Genomic DNA, 15,882 nt, shown 5'->3' on the forward strand with positions numbered 1-15,882 from the left:
TTCGTGGATATCCAGAAGCATACAAGGTGGTCTCGAACCATGCTGACCGTTCCTGAAACTCGATTAAGTCCCCTTGCCGCTCTTTCGGTCGGTTAATTTTTATGTGGATTTATGCCATAGTCACCGGGACATCACCAGGTTTCATTGCGCCTTTGGCGATTCGGCATATCAGGAGTGTTGCCAGAACCACACCGGCGATAATCGCAGTCATGGGAAAATGATCGATCAGGGGGCCGAACAGTCCCTGGCCAAGAGGAAGCGCGCACATGCACAGGCTTGCGGTCAGGCCGATCACCTTGCCGATCAAGGGTGTGGGGGTGTGGATCTGCTCGTATGAGATGGATGTGATGGAGACGGATTGGATCAATCCGGCAGCCAGGGCCAAGCACCCTGCCATCAGGATGAAGAGGATGATCGTTGGCAGGTTGAAGGCAAGGCCGGCCATGACCGGCAGGAGGACCAGTGCGCTGCACGTAAGCAGGACAGGTATCCGCTCGAGGAAGAACCATGAGGGCCGAATCGATACAAGGACCGCTCCCAGAAGACCGCCACCGGCGATTATGCCTTCTGCCAGGCCCTGCATGGTGGTGCTCAGGCCGAGGGTTCGCATCACCATATACGGTAGGGCCACGTTGACGTATGAAGCCAAAATCAAGTTTGCAGCGAGGCTGAGCCCTATGGCGACCTTCAGATTTCGTTGCTCGACAAGAAAACGGGCCGCCTCGTTCATGTCGTCGGTTAGATGCCCCACGAGGGCTTTCATGCCCTCGGGAACTTCGCCCTCCTCTTCGGGAATCCTGACTGTCAGCAGTATCCAGAAAGCGGACAGGAGACAGACAAGGGCCGAAAAGCCAACCACCCGCAGAACCCCGAAGAGCCCCATGACCAGCCCTGCAATTACCGGGCCCACCATTCCGACAAGGGAGGTGGCCTGTGAGACAAGGGCCGATGCGCGTGTCAGGTCAGCCCTGTCCACCAGGTGGCGAAGAGCGGATTGGACCGTTGGGGAGTAGCAGGACCGGTAGGCGTGAATCAACATCATGCAGGCCACGGTCAGGGGAATTGGGTCGGGGCTTCTGCTGACCAGCAGATATGAGAAGGCGGTGAGGGCCGAAAGGATGTCAAGCGCGGCCATGGCGGTCTGTTTGTGCAAGCGGTCGGCCAGGGCCCCGCCAATCGGTGTCAGGATGATGGAGGGAAGGGCGGCCAGGGCGCTCGCCAGACCATACAATGATGCCGAACCCGAGATGTTCAGCATATGCAGTGGGAGGACAAACACCATGCAGGTCTGCCCCAGGGTCGAGAGGATCTCGGTGATGATGAGCGCGACAAAGGAAGGGGTCAGGAGGCCATTGGCCGCGGGGGCTTCTGTGACATCCGGGTCAGGGTTTCTTGATGGAGTCATGCCCGGCCTCCTCAGGCTCGCCCGCATCGGTACCGAAGGTGGTCAACATGTCGGAGAACCCCCTGTCTTCCAGGGGAATCCCCAGGCCCTGCATGATGGTGAAGAAACAGACTGCCCTGCTGTGCAATTCGGTTCGGGTCCCTGGATGGTAGAAGGGTAGCAGCCACATGTTGGCGAGCAGACGGAAGACCTCGGCAGCCTCTTCGGCATTCTGCACATGCATGGATCCGTCAAGGTTGCCCCGGGTGAAGGTGTCGACAAAGTCCTCCCTGTCATTCACCATGGCGGTGAATTCCAGTCCGATCATCTTGGGATTGGACTTCGGCTTGAAACCATGGAACATCAGGTTTGCCGCTTCCAGTCTTTTCCTGGCCTGGGCAGGTGAGAACAGCGACTGCAGTTCCTCCAGGGCCAAAGGTTGCTCTGGCAGGGGTTGGGCTTGGGAAGCCCCGGCCTCGGTCCTGACTCTTGTCCAGCCTTCGTCGGATGCAGGACCGCTCATGGCCGTCATCATCCGATCGGCGACGGCATCGAAGAGGTCCTCCTTGGATCTGAAATGGTGGTAGACCGCCCCCTTGCTCAGTCCTCCAGTGGCATCGATGATGTCCTGCATGCTGGTCTTGTCATACCCCCTGTCGGTAAACAGTTCGGTTGCGGCGTTGATGATTCTTTCGCGTGTGAGCTCAGGGTGGGTGTTGCGGGCCATTACCGCACCTCTTCCGGCTTCTAGAAGTTGTTTTGGTCATTCGGATACGGTAGGACCAATATGTTGGAATCGATATCATACCGACCGTTGGTATGAATATAACACAGCTTGTCGGAACTCGCTTGGGTCCGGTACATGTGCTTTAATGAATCCTCGGTTGGTGCGTTTGTGCGCCGACCTATCTGGAGTCTCAGCCCGTCAATGGGTCGGCGGCCGTAAGGTCGTTCGTGCTTGGCACGGTGAAGCATTGGAGAGGCCTGACTCGACGGTTTCGACCGTATTCGTTCAGATAACGACAGAAGCAGATAAGGAATCAGTAATGACCAACATTCAGCGTGCACGCAGGCAGGTCCGTCTGTCACGTGCCCTGGGCATCGCCCTGACACCCAAGGCCCAGCGTCTTTTTGAGAAGCGTCCCTATGCTCCCGGTGAGCACGGTCGCACCCGTCGTCGCACCGAGTCCGATTACGCCATTCGTCTGCGCGAGAAGCAGCGTCTGCGCGCCCAGTACGGCGTTTCAGAGAAGCAGCTGAGGGCCGTGTACGAGCGCGGCACCCATGAGTCCGGCCAGACCGGTGAGGCCATGCTCCGCGAGCTGGAGTGCCGCCTGGACAACCTGGTCCTGCGTGCCGGCATCGCCCGCACCACCGCCCAGGCCCGTCAGTACGTGGTTCACCGCCACATTCTGGTGGACGGCAACATCGTGGACCGTCCCTCCTACAGGGTCAAGCCCGGCCAGACCATCCAGGTCAAGCCCAAGAGCCAGACCACCGTTCCCTTCCAGATTGCAGCCGAGGGTGTCCATCGCGACGTCCTGCCTGCGGTCCCCGGATACCTGGACGTGGACCTGGCCTCCCTGAAGGCCACCCTCGTCCGTAAGCCCGAACCGGAGGAGATTCCGGTTCAGGTCAACATCCAGTACGTGGTGGAGTTCTACGCCCGCTGAGTCTGGAAGAGGATTCTTCACAGGGCCCCGGATTGTTCCGGGGCCTTTTGCATCTGTCCGCCCACTCGTCAGGTGACCTTGTCCGGTCGGTTCAATGGGGCATTCGGCGTGCCGTGGTGGGATAATGGTGGGCATGTTGCTTCATCTGTACACCGTCCGTCATGGTCAGACCTACTTCAACAGGTACAACCGGCTCCAGGGGTGGACCAATGCCCCTCTTACCGAGTCGGGTGTGAACGATGCCGAAAAGGCAGGACTCAAACTGGCGGACCTGGACTTCAAGGCCGCCTATTGTTCTGACACCACCAGGGCCCAGGTGACGGCCCAGCGGATCCTGGAGGTCAACCGGTCGCCCCGGAAGCCGACCCTGATCAGTGACATGCACTTCCGGGAGCAGTTCTACGGTTACTTCGAGGGGCAGGACATGGCCATGGCATGGTGGGCCGCCGGGGCTCCCCATGGGGCCAAGACATACAATCAGATCGTCGACAAGTTCGGCCTGGCGGCCACTCGGGACTTCCTCAAGGAGGCCGACCCCTTCGGCGACGCCGAGTCCGACGGTGAGTACTGGGAGCGCGTCCGGGGCGGATTCGATCTGATCGCCGGTAACACAGACCTGCAGGAGGGTGACGATGTCCTGCTCATATCGCATGGGAACACCCTGCTCAGTCTCATGCACCGGTTTGCATCCGAGGGGTATGACCTGTCCCGGCGACCCGGCAACGGCAGTGTGACGGTCTTCGACTTCAACACCGCCCTTCCCTTCGAACAGGCCGTGGAGGTCCGCTCCTACAATCAGTGATCACGGTGCCTGCCGGTCGGTGCTGCCACCGGGAATATACGGTGCGTGGTACCGTTGAGCGGGTATATGTTCCTTGACGGAAGCGAGGTAGGAGATGGACATAGGACAGATTGCCGGTCTGATAGCGGCCATTGCCTTCGCAGTGGTGGCGGGGTTCCTGATCTATCCATTGATTCGTCTGGGCAAGCTCTTCGATCAGCTGGCCGACACCGTCAAACAGGCCGGTGACCACGCCATGCCCACCCTTGACGAGTCCACCACCACCGTCACCCAGCTCAACCAGACCCTGGCTGACGTGAACAAGATTTCGGCCGCCGCTTCGACCACGGCCAACAATGTCGGGGCCCTGACCGACCTGTACGGTTCCATGCTGGGCAAGCCCGTCATCAAGATGGCATCCTTCTTCTATGCCGTCAGGAAAACGGCTTCCTCATTCGTTTCAGGCGGAAAGAAGGCCGGGCATGAACAGGACGCTCCGGACTCTGGCCACGCCGCCGCCGCAGCCTCCTCGCCGGGTCAGGCCGGTGCAAGCCGGGGGGGCAAGTGATGTTCAAGCGACTCTTCTGGGTAGGACTGGGCGTTGCGGCCGGTGTCATCCTCGTTTCCAAGGCCGAGGCCTATGTCCGTGCGAACACCCCCAAGCAGGCGCGTGAATTCGTCTTCGGCGAGGACCAGGACCAGGTGCCCAAGCGGACGCTGGCCGGGCTTGTCACCGAGTTCCGCTCGACCATGGACCAGCGTCAGAACGAATTGGACCGGCGGTACATGGACCGGTTCCAGGGTTGAGCTGATTGTCTCCGGCATCAGCCAGGGCCGGTGGACGTTGTAGAATCGGCATGTTCAGCAATCAAGGGTGCTGCACGGCCTTTGGCCATGCAGCACAGCAAACCAAGCATTCCGCATCCGCAGGGTCGGGTGCCGAATTGAGACTGCCCACGGGCAGCGGCCATGCCGGGGGGCAGGGCCTGAAGGAGTACAAGCAGCATGCGCACTTCGGAAATCGCCAAGCGCTTCCTCGATTACTTTCAGCGGCAGGGCCACATGGTGGTTCCTTCGGCCTCGTTGATTTCGCCGAACCCGACCACCCTCTTCACCATCGCCGGCATGGTCCCCTTCATTCCCTACCTTCTGGGCGAGCAGACCCCGCCCAAGAGCCGTATGGCCAGCAACCAGAAGTGCGTGCGCACCCTGGACATCGACGAGGTCGGCAAGACCACCAGGCACGGCACCTTCTTCCAGATGGTGGGCAACTTCTCCTTCGGTGACTACTTCAAGGAGGAGGCCATCCACTATGCCTGGGATCTTCTGACCAGCCCCCAGGACCAGGGCGGTTACGGGTTCGACCCCGAGACCATCTGGGTCACCACCTATACGGACGACGATGAGGCGCGGTCCCTCTGGAGGAACGAGGGGTTCGACCCCGAACACATGGAGATCCTCGGCATGGAGGACAACTTCTGGACCACGGGAGGCCCCGGCCCCGGCGGCCCCTGCTCGGAGATATACGTCGACAGGGGACCCAAGTACGGAGTCGAGGGTGGGCCCTCGGCCGACGAGAACCGGTACATCGAAATCTGGGACCTGGTCTTCGAAAACTACGAGGTCGACAACGTCAGGTCCAAGACGGACCTGCACATCGTCGGCGAGCTTGAGCACAAGAACATCGACACCGGTGCTGGTCTGGAGCGTCTGGCATACCTTCTCCAGGGCAGGGAGAACATCTACGAGACCGATGAGGTCTACCCGGTCATCGAGGCGGCGGAGCGCATTTCGGGCCGCAAGTATGGAGAGAACCGGGAAGACGACGTCCGCTTCCGGGTCGTGGCCGACCACGTGCGCTCGGCCCTGATGATCATGAGCGATGGGGTTCGCCCCAGCAATGTGGGCCGTGGCTATGTGCTGCGCAGGCTTCTGCGCCGTTCCATCCGGTCCATGAGGATGCTTGGGGTCCAGGAAGAGGTTCTGCCCCAGCTCTTCCCGGTCTCCAAGGATGCCATGGCTCCCAGCTATCCGGAACTCAACGAGACCTTCCAGGAGGTGTCCGAATCCGCCTACGGTGAGGAGAGCGCCTTCCGCAGAACCCTGGACAAGGGAACCACCATCCTGGACGCCGCCGTGGCCAAGGCAAAGAAATCCTCCACCGAGGAGGTCTCGGGTGATGATGCCTTCACCCTTCACGACACCTACGGCTTCCCGATCGAGCTGACCCTGGAGATGGCCGAGGAGCAGGGCGTCAAGGTGGATGAGGCCAAGTTCCGCGAGCTCATGAACAAGCAAAAGGCCAGGGCCAGGGCCGATGCCTTGAAGAAACGCCACAATGTGGACCTGAGCGTCTATGACGACCTGCGGAAGAACCTCACCGAGCCCCAGACCTTCCTGGGCTATACGGATTACTCAAGCCGTTCCAAGGTCATCGGCATCATCCAGGAGGGCAAGGGGGCTGTTCCTGCGGTCACCGCCCCGGCCAATGTCGAGGTCCTTCTGGACCGTACTCCTTTCTATGCCGAGGCCGGTGGACAGCTGGCCGACCAGGGGGAGATCCTGTCCGACGACGGAGCCGTCCTTGAGGTGGATGACGTCCAGAAGCCCATCAAGGGGCTGACAGTCCATCAGTGCCGCCTGACCGAGGGGACCCTGACCCTGGAGGCCGCAGTCACCGCCACCATCGATCAGGATCGCCGAGGTGCCATCGCCCGATCCCACACCGCCACCCATATGGTCCACAAGGCGCTTCGTGAGGAACTCGGGCCGCAGGCCACCCAGCGCGGTTCCGAGGATGCACCCAACAGGCTACGCTTCGATTTCCAATGGTCGCAGGCTCCCAGCCGGGCTGCCATGGAGGCCGTCGAAGCGCGGGTCAACGATCGACTGCGCGACAACCTTGCCGTGACCACCCAGGAGATGAAATTCGACGATGCCATCGCTTTGGGTGCCATGCACCTCTTCGGCGAGAAATACGGCGACATCGTCCGTGTCGTCTCCATCGGCGAGGACGGCTGGAGCCGCGAGCTCTGCGGAGGAACCCACGTGGACCACGTAGGAAAGATCGGTGCTGTCTCCATCATGTCCGAGGCTTCGGTCGGCACAGGCGTGCGTCGTGTCGATGCGGTGGTGGGGCAGGGTGCCTACCAGTACAACGCCAGGGAGCATGCCCTGGTCTCGCAGCTCTCGGACAGGCTCAACGCCCGTCCCGACGAGCTGGAGGCCCGCGTCTCCACCCTTTTGGCCAAGCTCAAGGAGTCCGACCGTCGCCTTGCTGCGGCCTATGAGAACCAGCTGGCTCAGTCCGTGCCCGATCTGGTCGAGCAGGCCGAGCGGTCTGATGCCCCGGTCAAGGTGGCCAGCAAGAATGTGGGGCATTTCGGCTCGGCCGATGCCCTTCGCAAGACGGTGACCGATATCCGCGCCCGTCTTGGGGAGGATGACCCCACGGTGGTGGCTCTGGCCGGTGTCACCGATGATCAGAAGCCCGTGATCTATGTGGCTACCAACGACAAGGCCCGCAAGGAGGGGATCAAGGCTGGCGACCTGGTGCGGGGAGCATCCAAGATCCTAGGCGGCGGTGGTGGCGGCAAGCCGGACTTCGCCCAGGGTGGTGGCCAGGATGCCGGGAAGATCGATCAGGCCCTGTCGGCCCTGTCCGACCAGGTCCTGAAGGGCTGACCGGATTCTGCATGAGTGCTCCCATATGGATGGGGATAGACCTGGGTCAGGCCAGGGTCGGAGTGGCTCTGTGTGATCCTGAGTTGACCCTGGCATACCCGGCTGGCAACATCGAGGTCCAGGGTGACTGTTTCCGTGCCCTGGGCCCTGTGGTTGACCTGATACACGAGCATGGGGTCGAACGGGTCATCGTCGGGTACCCACTACTTCTGAATGGCTCGGAGGGCGGTAGCGCCAAAAAGGCGAAGCGGTGGGTCAGGAACCTGTCGCGGATTCTGAACGAGGAGGCTGCACTGGCGAAGGATTCGCCGGTCCGTGTACTATTGCAAGACGAACGATTGACCACGGTCAGTGCCCACCATCAACTCTATGAGGCACAGATCGGCGGACGCGGGCACAAACCTCTGGTTGATCAGCAATCCGCTGTTGTATTGCTGCAGTCGGCCCTGGATGAATACAAGGTCAGCAAGGAGCGGTAATTGGCTGAAGACATACAGAACTTCTTCGAAGAGAAGGTGCAGTGGGTGGAGCCGGGTCAGGTCCCAGTCCCCGCCCAGCCTCCGCGTCCGCCCAGATCCAGACGAGAGATGCGCAAGCAGCGGCAGAAGAGGCAGCGGCGTCGCCGGATGACCGTCATCATCGTCCTCCTGGCTTTGGTCATCGTCGCCACCTGCGCCTTCTTCGTCACCCGGTCCTTGAAAAACGGATCCCCCCGGATAAGCGCCACCAAGGAAGTGGCCCAGGACTATACCGGCCCTGGAGACAAGCCGATCCAGTTCACGGTCGAAAGCGGCCAGGGCGCTGAGCAGGTCGGACTGAATCTTCTCCATGCCGACGTGGTCCGTTCCTCCGGTGCCTTCGTCCAGGCCATCACCAACGCCCAGGCAACAGACAAACTCTTCCCGGGCACCTTCGATCTGAAAACCAAGATGAAAGCCTCGGATGTGGTCATGATCCTGACCGACCGAAGCAAGGCCCGCGGATTCCTCCAGGTCCGTTCAGGCGACCGTGCCAGGGATGTCATAACCCGGGCACAACAGCTGTCGGGATTGCCCAAGCAGGACTTCGACTCGATTCTTGACGCCAAGGGCCAGGGCATCCTGCCTGAGGAGGCGCAGGGCAACTTCGAGGGTTGGCTGGAGCCCGGCGAATACGATGTGAAGTCCATGGGTTCAGCCCAGAAGATACTCTCCTCCATGGTGACCAAACGCGTCCAGAAGCTCGATGAACTGGGAGTCCCCCAGGGCGCCGACCGGCAGGACGTCCTCATCAAGGCCTCAATCACCGAGGCCGAGGTCAACAAGCCCCAGTACTACGGGAAGGTGGCCAGGGTGATCGACAACCGTCTGGCCCGGAACATGCCCCTGGGCATGGACAGTACCGTTGCATACTCCAACAAGGTCTCGGCCCTGGAGCTGACCAACCAGATGCTGCAGAACCCCGATGATGCATACAACACCCGGGTGCACAAGGGGCTGCCACCGGCCCCAATCGGGTCTGCGGGCGACAGTGCCATCAAGGCTGCCATGTCTCCCGAGGAGGGTGACTGGATCTACTTCGTGACCGTCAACCTGGACACGGGCGAGACCCGGTTCAGCGACAACGAGGGGCAGTTCAACTCGGATGTCAAGGAATACAAGCAGTGGGAGTCCGACCACGGGAAGTAGGGTTCGTCAAGACTGGGCGCGGGCTCACCAGCCGGCCAGCCCACTCAGAGTCGCGGCCGCCAGCGCCGCCAGGAGGATGACAGGAACATAGGCCAGGGTTTCGGATTGACTGCTCTGGTCTTTTCCGATCCGTCTGATTGCCATGGCACCCAGGCCCAGTACCCCCATCAGGAGCCACCAGACCAGGGTGGTCGTCCAACCCAGCGGACCAAGGGACAGGGCCAGCAAGGCGGTGGCGGTCACATCGCCCAGTCCCAGGGCACCTGGCCGGACCAGGGCCAGGAGGCATTGGACACCAGTGCATGCCAGACAGATCATGACTGATCCGATCAAAGTTGACATATCGTGCCTGGCCAGGCAGAGGACCGTGACGGCCAGCCCCTGGGCCAGAAGCCCCAGGATGACGGCTCTGCGCGGCACCCGCCGCCTTCTCAGGTCCGTCCAGGCTAGGTAGAGGCCGAAAATGAAACCGGGCAGGGTCAAGAGGTAGGCCATCTCCTAAGATAAACATACACAGGCGAGAACGGTGTAAAGGAGTTCATATGTTGCGCTGGCAGACGGCGGGGGAATCCCATGGAGAAGCCCTGGTGGCCATGATGGAGGGGTTGCCGTCCGGGGTCAGCATCGGTACCGATGACATCGTCAAGGCCCTGGCGCGTCGAAGGCTGGGATACGGACGTGGTGCCCGCATGGGCTTCGAGCAGGACAGGGTCCGCCTGCTGACGGGGGTGCGTCACGGTTCCACCCTGGGCTCGCCCATCGCCCTGGAGATCGGGAACACGGAATGGCCCAAGTGGGCGCAGATCATGAGCGTCGACAGGCTCCCTGAGGGGGTCGACCTGTCTGCCGAGGGACGGAACGCCCCCCTGAGCCGTCCCAGGCCCGGTCATGCGGACCTGACCGGTATGAGGAAGTACGGATTCACCGATTCCCGTCCTGTTCTGGAACGTTCCTCGGCCAGGGAGACGGCCTCCCGCGTGGCCCTGGGCGCCATCGCGGCCAAGTTCCTGGAACAGGCCCTGGGCATCAGGACCGTTTCCCATGTCCTTTCCATCGGGGGGGTGGGCCTGGAGGACCATTCACACCTGCCCTCTCCCGATGATGGTCCCGCCCTGGATCAGTCCCCGGTGCGCACCCTGGACAAGGATGCCGAACAGCGGATGATGGACCGGGTTGATCAGATCAGGAAGAACGGCGACACGGCCGGTGGTGTGTTCGAGGTCATCTCCTATGGTGTTCCTGCCGGTCTGGGAACCTATGTGGAATCGGACCGTCGTCTTGACGCGGCCCTGGCATCGGCCTTCATGGGCATCCAGGCCATCAAGGGGGTGGAGATCGGTGACGGGTTCGAGGAGGCCGACCGTCCCGGTTCCCAGGCCCACGATGAGATGGTGCCCGGCGAGGACGGGACCATCCAGCGTCTGACCAACCGTGCGGGCGGTCTTGAGGGTGGCATGTCCAATGGGCAGCCCATCCGCGTGCGTGCCGCCATGAAACCCATCTCCTCGGTTCCCAAGGCCCTGAGGACCGTTGATGTCCTGACCGGAGAAGCGGCCACCGCCATCCACCAGCGTTCCGATGTCACGGCCGTCCCGGCCGCTGCGGTCATCGGAGAGGCCATGATGAGCCTGACCCTGGCCGCCTTTGTCCTGGAGAAGTTCGGAGGGGACAGCCTGGCTGAGGTCTCCCGTAACGCCAAGGCATACCAGTCCTCATGGCCAGAGGGCCTGAGATAAGGGCGGGATGGGTATGGCCAGGCGTTCCGCGGACACACACGAGAAGAAACCAGGTATTCCCAGGGCGGTCATCATAGGGATGCCGGGGGCAGGAAAGACCCGGATAGGCAAGGAGGCGGCCTCCTTGATAGGGGTTCCCTTCAAGGATTCGGACCGCCTGATCGAGCATGATGCAGGCCGTTCCATCAGCGAGATATTCGAAGCCGAGGGCGAGGACTCCTTCCGCCGTCGCGAGAGCCGAATCATCTGCGGTCTCCTGGACGATTTTGCCGGAGGCATTCTCTCCCTGGGCGGCGGAGCCCCGATGACGGCTGCCGTCTACGAGGCCCTGAGGGAGTACCGGGGTCAGGGAGGCAAGGTGGTCTACCTGGACGTGGATCCGGATGAGGCCAAGTCCAGGTCCCTTCACGTCAAGAACCGCCCCCTTCTGCGGGGTCAGACCCATGACCGGTGGATGGAACTCTACCAAGAGCGTTGCCCGGTCTATCAGAGTGCCTCAAACGTCGATCTGAAGGCCAAGGGGACCACGCCCGAGGTCATGGCACAGCGTCTGGCAGATGCCCTGACCGAGCGGGTGGTCCATGTCAGCAACCTGGACCCCTATGACGTCCGTATCGGGTCCGGGGTGACCAACCGCCTGCAGGTCCTCCTTGGTGACGAGGTCATGAGGGTGGCCCTGATACACACGACCCCGGTCCAGCGTCATTCAGACCGTGCCCGTGCGCTTCTGAGGCAGGCCGGCTATCGAGTGGTCGATGTGGTCATTCCCGATGCCGAGGCCGGCAAGACCATCGCCGTGGCCCAGGGTGTCTGGGACCGGCTCTCCGAGGAGGGATTCACTCGTTCGGATGCCGTGGTGGGCCTTGGGGGAGGGGCGGCAACCGACCTGGCCGGGTTCATCGCGGCCACCTGGATGCGTGGCATCAGGTACGTCAACTGCCCCACCTCCCTCCTGGCCATGGTGGATGCCTCGACTGGGGGCAAGACCGGTATCAATCTGAGCCAGGGCAAGAACCTGGTCGGCAGCTTTTTCACCCCGGTCGGGGTCCTGGCCGACCTGCGGACCCTGAGCACCCTTCCCAATGAGATCTTCGTCGAGGGCCTGGGCGAGGTGGCCAAGTCCGGCTTCATCATGGATCCGGAAATACTCCGCCTCCTGGAGGACGAGGCCGAATCCCTGCGTTCCTTTGACGGGACCGAGTCCGAACAGTGGCTGGAGGACGTGGTCGAGGACCTGATCGAGCGGACCGTCCAGGTCAAGGCCAACCATGTCTCCGTGGACCTGAAGGACCTTGGTCTGCGCGAATTCCTGAACTACGGTCATACCCTGGGTCACGCCATCGAAAAGATCGAACACTTCACCTGGCGGCATGGTCAGGCGGTATCGGTGGGTATGGTCTTCGCTGCCGAACTCGCCTCCATCACCGGTCACATCGACCGGGAACTGGTTGATTACCATCGCAGCCTCCTCTCCTCCCTGGGCCTGCGCACCACTTGGGACGGGCGGGACTTCGATCAGGTCCTGGCCCTGATGCACAAGGACAAGAAGGCCCGCGGCAACAAGCTCCGGTTCATCATCCTTGACGGAATCGGGAAACCCACCCACCTGGATGATCCACCCCTGGATGCCGTTCGTGAGGCTTTCAGACGGATCGGAAGCAAGGGTTGAGGTTCGGCCCTGTTCAGGGATGCCCTGGGGGATGAAGAGAAGAAACGGAGCCGGTATGAGTACCAAGGTCGTTGTGGTCAATGGACCGAATCTGGGCAGGCTGGGAGTCAGGGAGCCGGATGTCTACGGACATCAGGACCTGGAGGCCCTGCGCCGGGATTGTCGTGACTGGGGGGCGGAACTGGGCCTGGAAGTTGAGGTTCGCCAGTCGAATGACGAGGGGGAGGTGATCTCCTGGATGCATCAGGCGGTGGACGAGCAGACGCCTGTGGTGATGAACCCCGCAGCCTTCACCCATTACAGTTACAGCCTGGCCGATGCCGCGGCCCAGGTCACTGATGCCGGGCTGCCCCTGATGGAGGTACACATCTCCAACCCCGCCTCCAGGGAGGCCTTCCGCCGTCACAGCGTCATATCGCCGGTGGCCACCGGAACCATCACCGGCATGGGGTTCTACGGCTACCGACTGGCCCTGGAATCCGTGGCCCATCTGCTCGAGCGGTCCTGACGGTCAGGCCTGGCGGAAGGCGCGATCCAATCGGTGGCGGTGATAGCATGTTCGCGGTTGTCCCGGATCGGGACGACGGATTGGACAGGTCGATCGATGAGCCATGAAGCAGCCACGGGAGCGGCGGGTATGAAGGCCGCCCATGCAGGGAAGGAGTCGGCAGACGTGCCCAGGGCCATCCAGGTCAGGGGTGCCCGGGTGCACAACCTGCATGATCTGGATCTTGATATACCCCTGAACCGCCTGGTGGGAATAGCAGGGGTCTCCGGTTCGGGCAAGTCATCCCTGGCGCTCGGGGTCCTCTATGCCGAGGGGTCCAGGAGGTATCTGGAGTCCCTGTCCACCTACACCAGGCGAAGGATGACGCAGGCCCAACGTCCCGAGGTGGATTCGGTACGCTTCCTCCCGCCCGCTCTGGCCCTGCGGCAGCGTCCGGGTGCCGGCGGGATGCGGTCGACCTTTGGAACCTCCACCGAGCTCCTCAATGTACTCAGACTCATGTTCTCCCGACTGGCTTCACATGTCTGCCCCAATGGGCACCACCAGGAGCCCACCATGCGGGTGGCGGCCGAGATGCCCGTCATCTGTCCGGTCTGCGGAGAGAAGGTCCAGGCCCCCAGTGCCGAGGAGCTGGCCTTCAACTCGCTTGGGGCCTGTCCCACCTGCCAGGGGACAGGAACCGTGCGCGAGGTGGACGATGCCACTCTGGTGCCCGACCAGGATCTGACCATCGACCAGGGGGCCGTGGTTCCCTGGCGAACCTTCGGGTTCAACGTCCAGCCCGATATCGTCCGCGAATTCGGGGTCCGGACCGACGTGCCCTGGAAGGACCTCACCCCGGACGAGAAGGAGATCGTCTTCAAGGGTCCCCCCGAAAAGAAGCACATCACCATCACCTCGGTCAAGGGCGTCCATGAGTTGGATTTCACCTTCAGGAACGCCAGGCTGACCGTGACCGAGGAGCTCAAGCGGGCCACGGACGAAAAGCGCCTGGCCAAGGTGGCCAAGTTCCTGACCGAACGAACCTGCCCGGACTGCGGCGGGAGTCGGCTCAACGAGGCCGCCAGACGGCCGCTGATCGGCGGGGAGAACCTGGCAACGGTCACTTCCTGGCCCTTGAGGAAGGTCCTGGACTGGTCCAGGGGGGTGCCGGCAACCCTGCCCGAGTCCATGGAATCCATGGCCGGAACCCTGGTGGGCACATTGCAGGACATGGGCAGGCGCCTGATGCAGCTGGGCCTGGGATACCTGACACTGGACAGGTCCAGCGCCTCCCTCTCGACCGGAGAGCGGCAGCGGGCACAGCTCTCCAGGGCCGTCCGGAATGAGACGACCGGGGTCCTCTATGTGCTGGACGAACCCTCGACCGGTCTCCACCCCGCCAATATCGAGGGGCTGATCGGGGTCATGCACGACCTTCTGGCCAGCGGGAACTCGGTGGTCTTCGTGGACCATGATGTTTCGGTCCTGGGTGCGGCCGACTACTTCATCGAGATGGGTCCGGGAGCGGGAAGCAAGGGCGGCAGGATCATCGCCCAGGGCACGCCGGACCAGGTGGAGGACGATCCCCACTCCCGAATCGGCGGTTTCCTGACCGGCCGCGAAAGGGTTCTGGTCCGTAAGCGCAGGACCGTCCCCCCTGCTCCACTTCCAGGGTCCGGTGAAGCAGCCACAGAGGCGCGGCGCTCCGCTGGCGACGGTGACTGGATCAGGATGACCACCGGGCCGATACATACGGTCCACCCTCTGGAGGTGGCCATACCACGCGGATGCATGACGGCCGTGACGGGAGTCTCCGGTTCGGGCAAGACCACCATGATTCTGGAATCCCTGGTCCCCGCCCTCCAGGCCCGACAGGATGGGCGGCCCCTGCCCGATCATGTCAAATCCCTGACGGATGCCTCCATCGACCGGGTCAGGCTGGTCGATTCCTCACCCATAGGCATCAACGTCAGGTCCACGGTGGCCACCTATACGGGCATCATGGACCACCTGCGCCGCCTCTTCGCCAAGAGTCCCGCCGCCCGCCGGGCAGGGTACCGGCTGGCTGACTTCTCCTACAACACGGGTTCGCTCAGGTGCCCCCAGTGCGATGGGACCGGACAGATCAGCCTGGATGTCCAGTTCCTGCCGGACATTCCCATCACCTGCCCTACCTGCAAGGGGCGGCGGTTCAAACCCGAGATCGAAGCGGTGAGGGTGGCGACCAAGGCCCACCCGGACCCCATGAGCCTGACCGACCTCCTGGCCATGGAGGTGGGTGACGCCCTACGGGTCTTCGGTGCAGCCGGTACCGACGGGGCCGAGGCTGGGGATCATGCCAGCATCTACCGGTCCCTGCGCACCCTGCACGACCTGGGACTGGGCTACCTGACCCTGGGGGAGGACACCCCATCCCTGTCAGGAGGGGAGGCCCAGCGCCTCAAGCTGTCCAATGAGCTTGGCCGTCGGCAGAACACCTCCCTCTTCGTCCTGGACGAACCCACCACCGGCCTTCACCCGCTGGATGTGCGGACCCTGATCACGGTCCTGGAACGCCTGATCGGCCGGGGTGCCACCGTGGTCTTCATCGAACATGACCTGGACATGATCGCCAACGCCGACTACCTGATCGACATGGGTCCTGGTGGCGGCCAGGAGGGCGGCAGGATCATCGCCCAGGGGAGTCCTGACAGCGTCTGCGAAACACCTGCCTCCCTTACCGGACAATACCTGGCAGCCCATCTGCATAGGGGATGACCGGAGAATGGTATTCCACGCCGCGCCGTGGTCTGGGATTC

14 protein-coding genes are annotated in these 15,882 nt (G+C 62.4%); 11 read left to right on the forward strand and 3 right to left on the reverse strand.

The features are described from left to right. Positions 1-109: 109 nt before the first annotated feature. A complete protein-coding gene (locus tag Q0K62_RS00705) occupies positions 110-1,405 on the reverse strand; it encodes an MFS transporter (protein WP_297316065.1) in 1,296 nt (431 codons plus the stop codon). Next, complete coding sequence (locus tag Q0K62_RS00710; RefSeq protein WP_297316066.1) at positions 1,383-2,111, reverse strand: helix-turn-helix domain-containing protein; 729 nt, start codon at positions 2,109-2,111, stop codon at positions 1,383-1,385. Before Q0K62_RS00710 ends, Q0K62_RS00705 begins: the two co-directional genes overlap by 23 nt. Positions 2,112-2,430: 319 nt before the next feature. On the opposite strand from Q0K62_RS00710, the gene rpsD reads away from it, so the two are divergent. From rpsD to Q0K62_RS00745, 7 genes are all read left to right on the forward strand, one after another. Then, positions 2,431-3,057 carry a 30S ribosomal protein S4 gene (gene rpsD / locus Q0K62_RS00715; protein WP_297316067.1) on the forward strand — a complete coding sequence of 209 codons (627 nt, stop codon included), beginning with the start codon at positions 2,431-2,433 and terminating at the stop codon, positions 3,055-3,057. Between the two features lie 133 nt (positions 3,058-3,190). Continuing rightward, a complete protein-coding gene (locus tag Q0K62_RS00720; protein ID WP_297316068.1) occupies positions 3,191-3,859 on the forward strand; it encodes a histidine phosphatase family protein in 669 nt (222 codons plus the stop codon). Between the two features lie 94 nt (positions 3,860-3,953). Continuing rightward, on the forward strand, positions 3,954-4,406 hold the full coding sequence (locus Q0K62_RS00725; protein WP_297316069.1) for a DUF948 domain-containing protein: 453 nt from the start codon (positions 3,954-3,956) through the stop codon (positions 4,404-4,406). Further along, the gene (locus Q0K62_RS00730) at positions 4,406-4,645 is read left to right on the forward strand and encodes a hypothetical protein (protein WP_297316119.1); all 240 of its coding nucleotides are present in this window, start codon (positions 4,406-4,408) and stop codon (positions 4,643-4,645) included. The genes Q0K62_RS00725 and Q0K62_RS00730 overlap by 1 nt, the downstream gene beginning before the upstream one ends. A 198-nt stretch (positions 4,646-4,843) precedes the next feature. Next, positions 4,844-7,522 (forward strand): alanine--tRNA ligase, encoded by a 2,679-nt coding sequence (gene alaS, locus Q0K62_RS00735; protein ID WP_297316070.1) that lies wholly within the window; start codon positions 4,844-4,846, stop codon positions 7,520-7,522. Positions 7,523-7,533: 11 nt separating this feature from the next. Then, positions 7,534-8,001 (forward strand): Holliday junction resolvase RuvX, encoded by a 468-nt coding sequence (gene ruvX, locus Q0K62_RS00740; protein ID WP_297316071.1) that lies wholly within the window; start codon positions 7,534-7,536, stop codon positions 7,999-8,001. Then, on the forward strand, positions 8,002-9,189 hold the full coding sequence (locus tag Q0K62_RS00745; protein ID WP_297316072.1) for an endolytic transglycosylase MltG: 1,188 nt from the start codon (positions 8,002-8,004) through the stop codon (positions 9,187-9,189). Positions 9,190-9,213: 24 nt separating this feature from the next. Here Q0K62_RS00745 and Q0K62_RS00750 read toward each other — a convergent pair whose 3' ends face one another. Continuing rightward, the gene (locus Q0K62_RS00750) at positions 9,214-9,684 is read right to left on the reverse strand and encodes a prepilin peptidase (RefSeq protein ID WP_297316073.1); all 471 of its coding nucleotides are present in this window, start codon (positions 9,682-9,684) and stop codon (positions 9,214-9,216) included. A 47-nt stretch (positions 9,685-9,731) separates the two neighbouring features. On the opposite strand from Q0K62_RS00750, the gene aroC reads away from it, so the two are divergent. From aroC to Q0K62_RS00770, 4 genes are all read left to right on the forward strand, one after another. Beyond that, positions 9,732-10,925: a chorismate synthase gene (gene aroC / locus Q0K62_RS00755; RefSeq protein ID WP_297316074.1), complete on the forward strand. Its 1,194-nt coding sequence runs from the start codon at positions 9,732-9,734 to the stop codon at positions 10,923-10,925. Between the two features lie 13 nt (positions 10,926-10,938). Further along, positions 10,939-12,594 (forward strand): bifunctional shikimate kinase/3-dehydroquinate synthase, encoded by a 1,656-nt coding sequence (locus Q0K62_RS00760; protein WP_297316075.1) that lies wholly within the window; start codon positions 10,939-10,941, stop codon positions 12,592-12,594. Positions 12,595-12,649: 55 nt separating this feature from the next. Beyond that, on the forward strand, positions 12,650-13,102 hold the full coding sequence (aroQ, locus tag Q0K62_RS00765; RefSeq protein WP_297316076.1) for a type II 3-dehydroquinate dehydratase: 453 nt from the start codon (positions 12,650-12,652) through the stop codon (positions 13,100-13,102). 129 nt (positions 13,103-13,231) lie between these two features. After that, on the forward strand, positions 13,232-15,841 hold the full coding sequence (locus tag Q0K62_RS00770) for an excinuclease ABC subunit UvrA (protein ID WP_297316120.1): 2,610 nt from the start codon (positions 13,232-13,234) through the stop codon (positions 15,839-15,841). Positions 15,842-15,882: the final 41 nt, after the last annotated feature.

Source organism: uncultured Bifidobacterium sp., from assembly GCF_945269915.1.
GTDB classification, from domain to species: domain Bacteria; phylum Actinomycetota; class Actinomycetes; order Actinomycetales; family Bifidobacteriaceae; genus Bombiscardovia; species Bombiscardovia indica.

Bases quoted from the DNA above. Each gene is read 5' to 3' on its own strand.
- Q0K62_RS00705 (WP_297316065.1), bottom strand. From the start codon at position 1,405: ATGACTCCATCAAGAAACCCTGACCCGGATGTCACAGAAGCCCCCGCG.
- Q0K62_RS00710 (WP_297316066.1), bottom strand. From the start codon at position 2,111: ATGGCCCGCAACACCCACCCTGAGCTCACACGCGAAAGAATCATCAAC.
- rpsD (WP_297316067.1), top strand. From the start codon at position 2,431: ATGACCAACATTCAGCGTGCACGCAGGCAGGTCCGTCTGTCACGTGCC.
- Q0K62_RS00720 (WP_297316068.1), top strand. From the start codon at position 3,191: ATGTTGCTTCATCTGTACACCGTCCGTCATGGTCAGACCTACTTCAAC.
- Q0K62_RS00725 (WP_297316069.1), top strand. From the start codon at position 3,954: ATGGACATAGGACAGATTGCCGGTCTGATAGCGGCCATTGCCTTCGCA.
- Q0K62_RS00730 (WP_297316119.1), top strand. From the start codon at position 4,406: ATGTTCAAGCGACTCTTCTGGGTAGGACTGGGCGTTGCGGCCGGTGTC.
- alaS (WP_297316070.1), top strand. From the start codon at position 4,844: ATGCGCACTTCGGAAATCGCCAAGCGCTTCCTCGATTACTTTCAGCGG.
- ruvX (WP_297316071.1), top strand. From the start codon at position 7,534: ATGAGTGCTCCCATATGGATGGGGATAGACCTGGGTCAGGCCAGGGTC.
- Q0K62_RS00750 (WP_297316073.1), bottom strand. From the start codon at position 9,684: ATGGCCTACCTCTTGACCCTGCCCGGTTTCATTTTCGGCCTCTACCTA.
- aroC (WP_297316074.1), top strand. From the start codon at position 9,732: ATGTTGCGCTGGCAGACGGCGGGGGAATCCCATGGAGAAGCCCTGGTG.
- Q0K62_RS00760 (WP_297316075.1), top strand. From the start codon at position 10,939: ATGGCCAGGCGTTCCGCGGACACACACGAGAAGAAACCAGGTATTCCC.
- aroQ (WP_297316076.1), top strand. From the start codon at position 12,650: ATGAGTACCAAGGTCGTTGTGGTCAATGGACCGAATCTGGGCAGGCTG.
- Q0K62_RS00770 (WP_297316120.1), top strand. From the start codon at position 13,232: ATGAAGGCCGCCCATGCAGGGAAGGAGTCGGCAGACGTGCCCAGGGCC.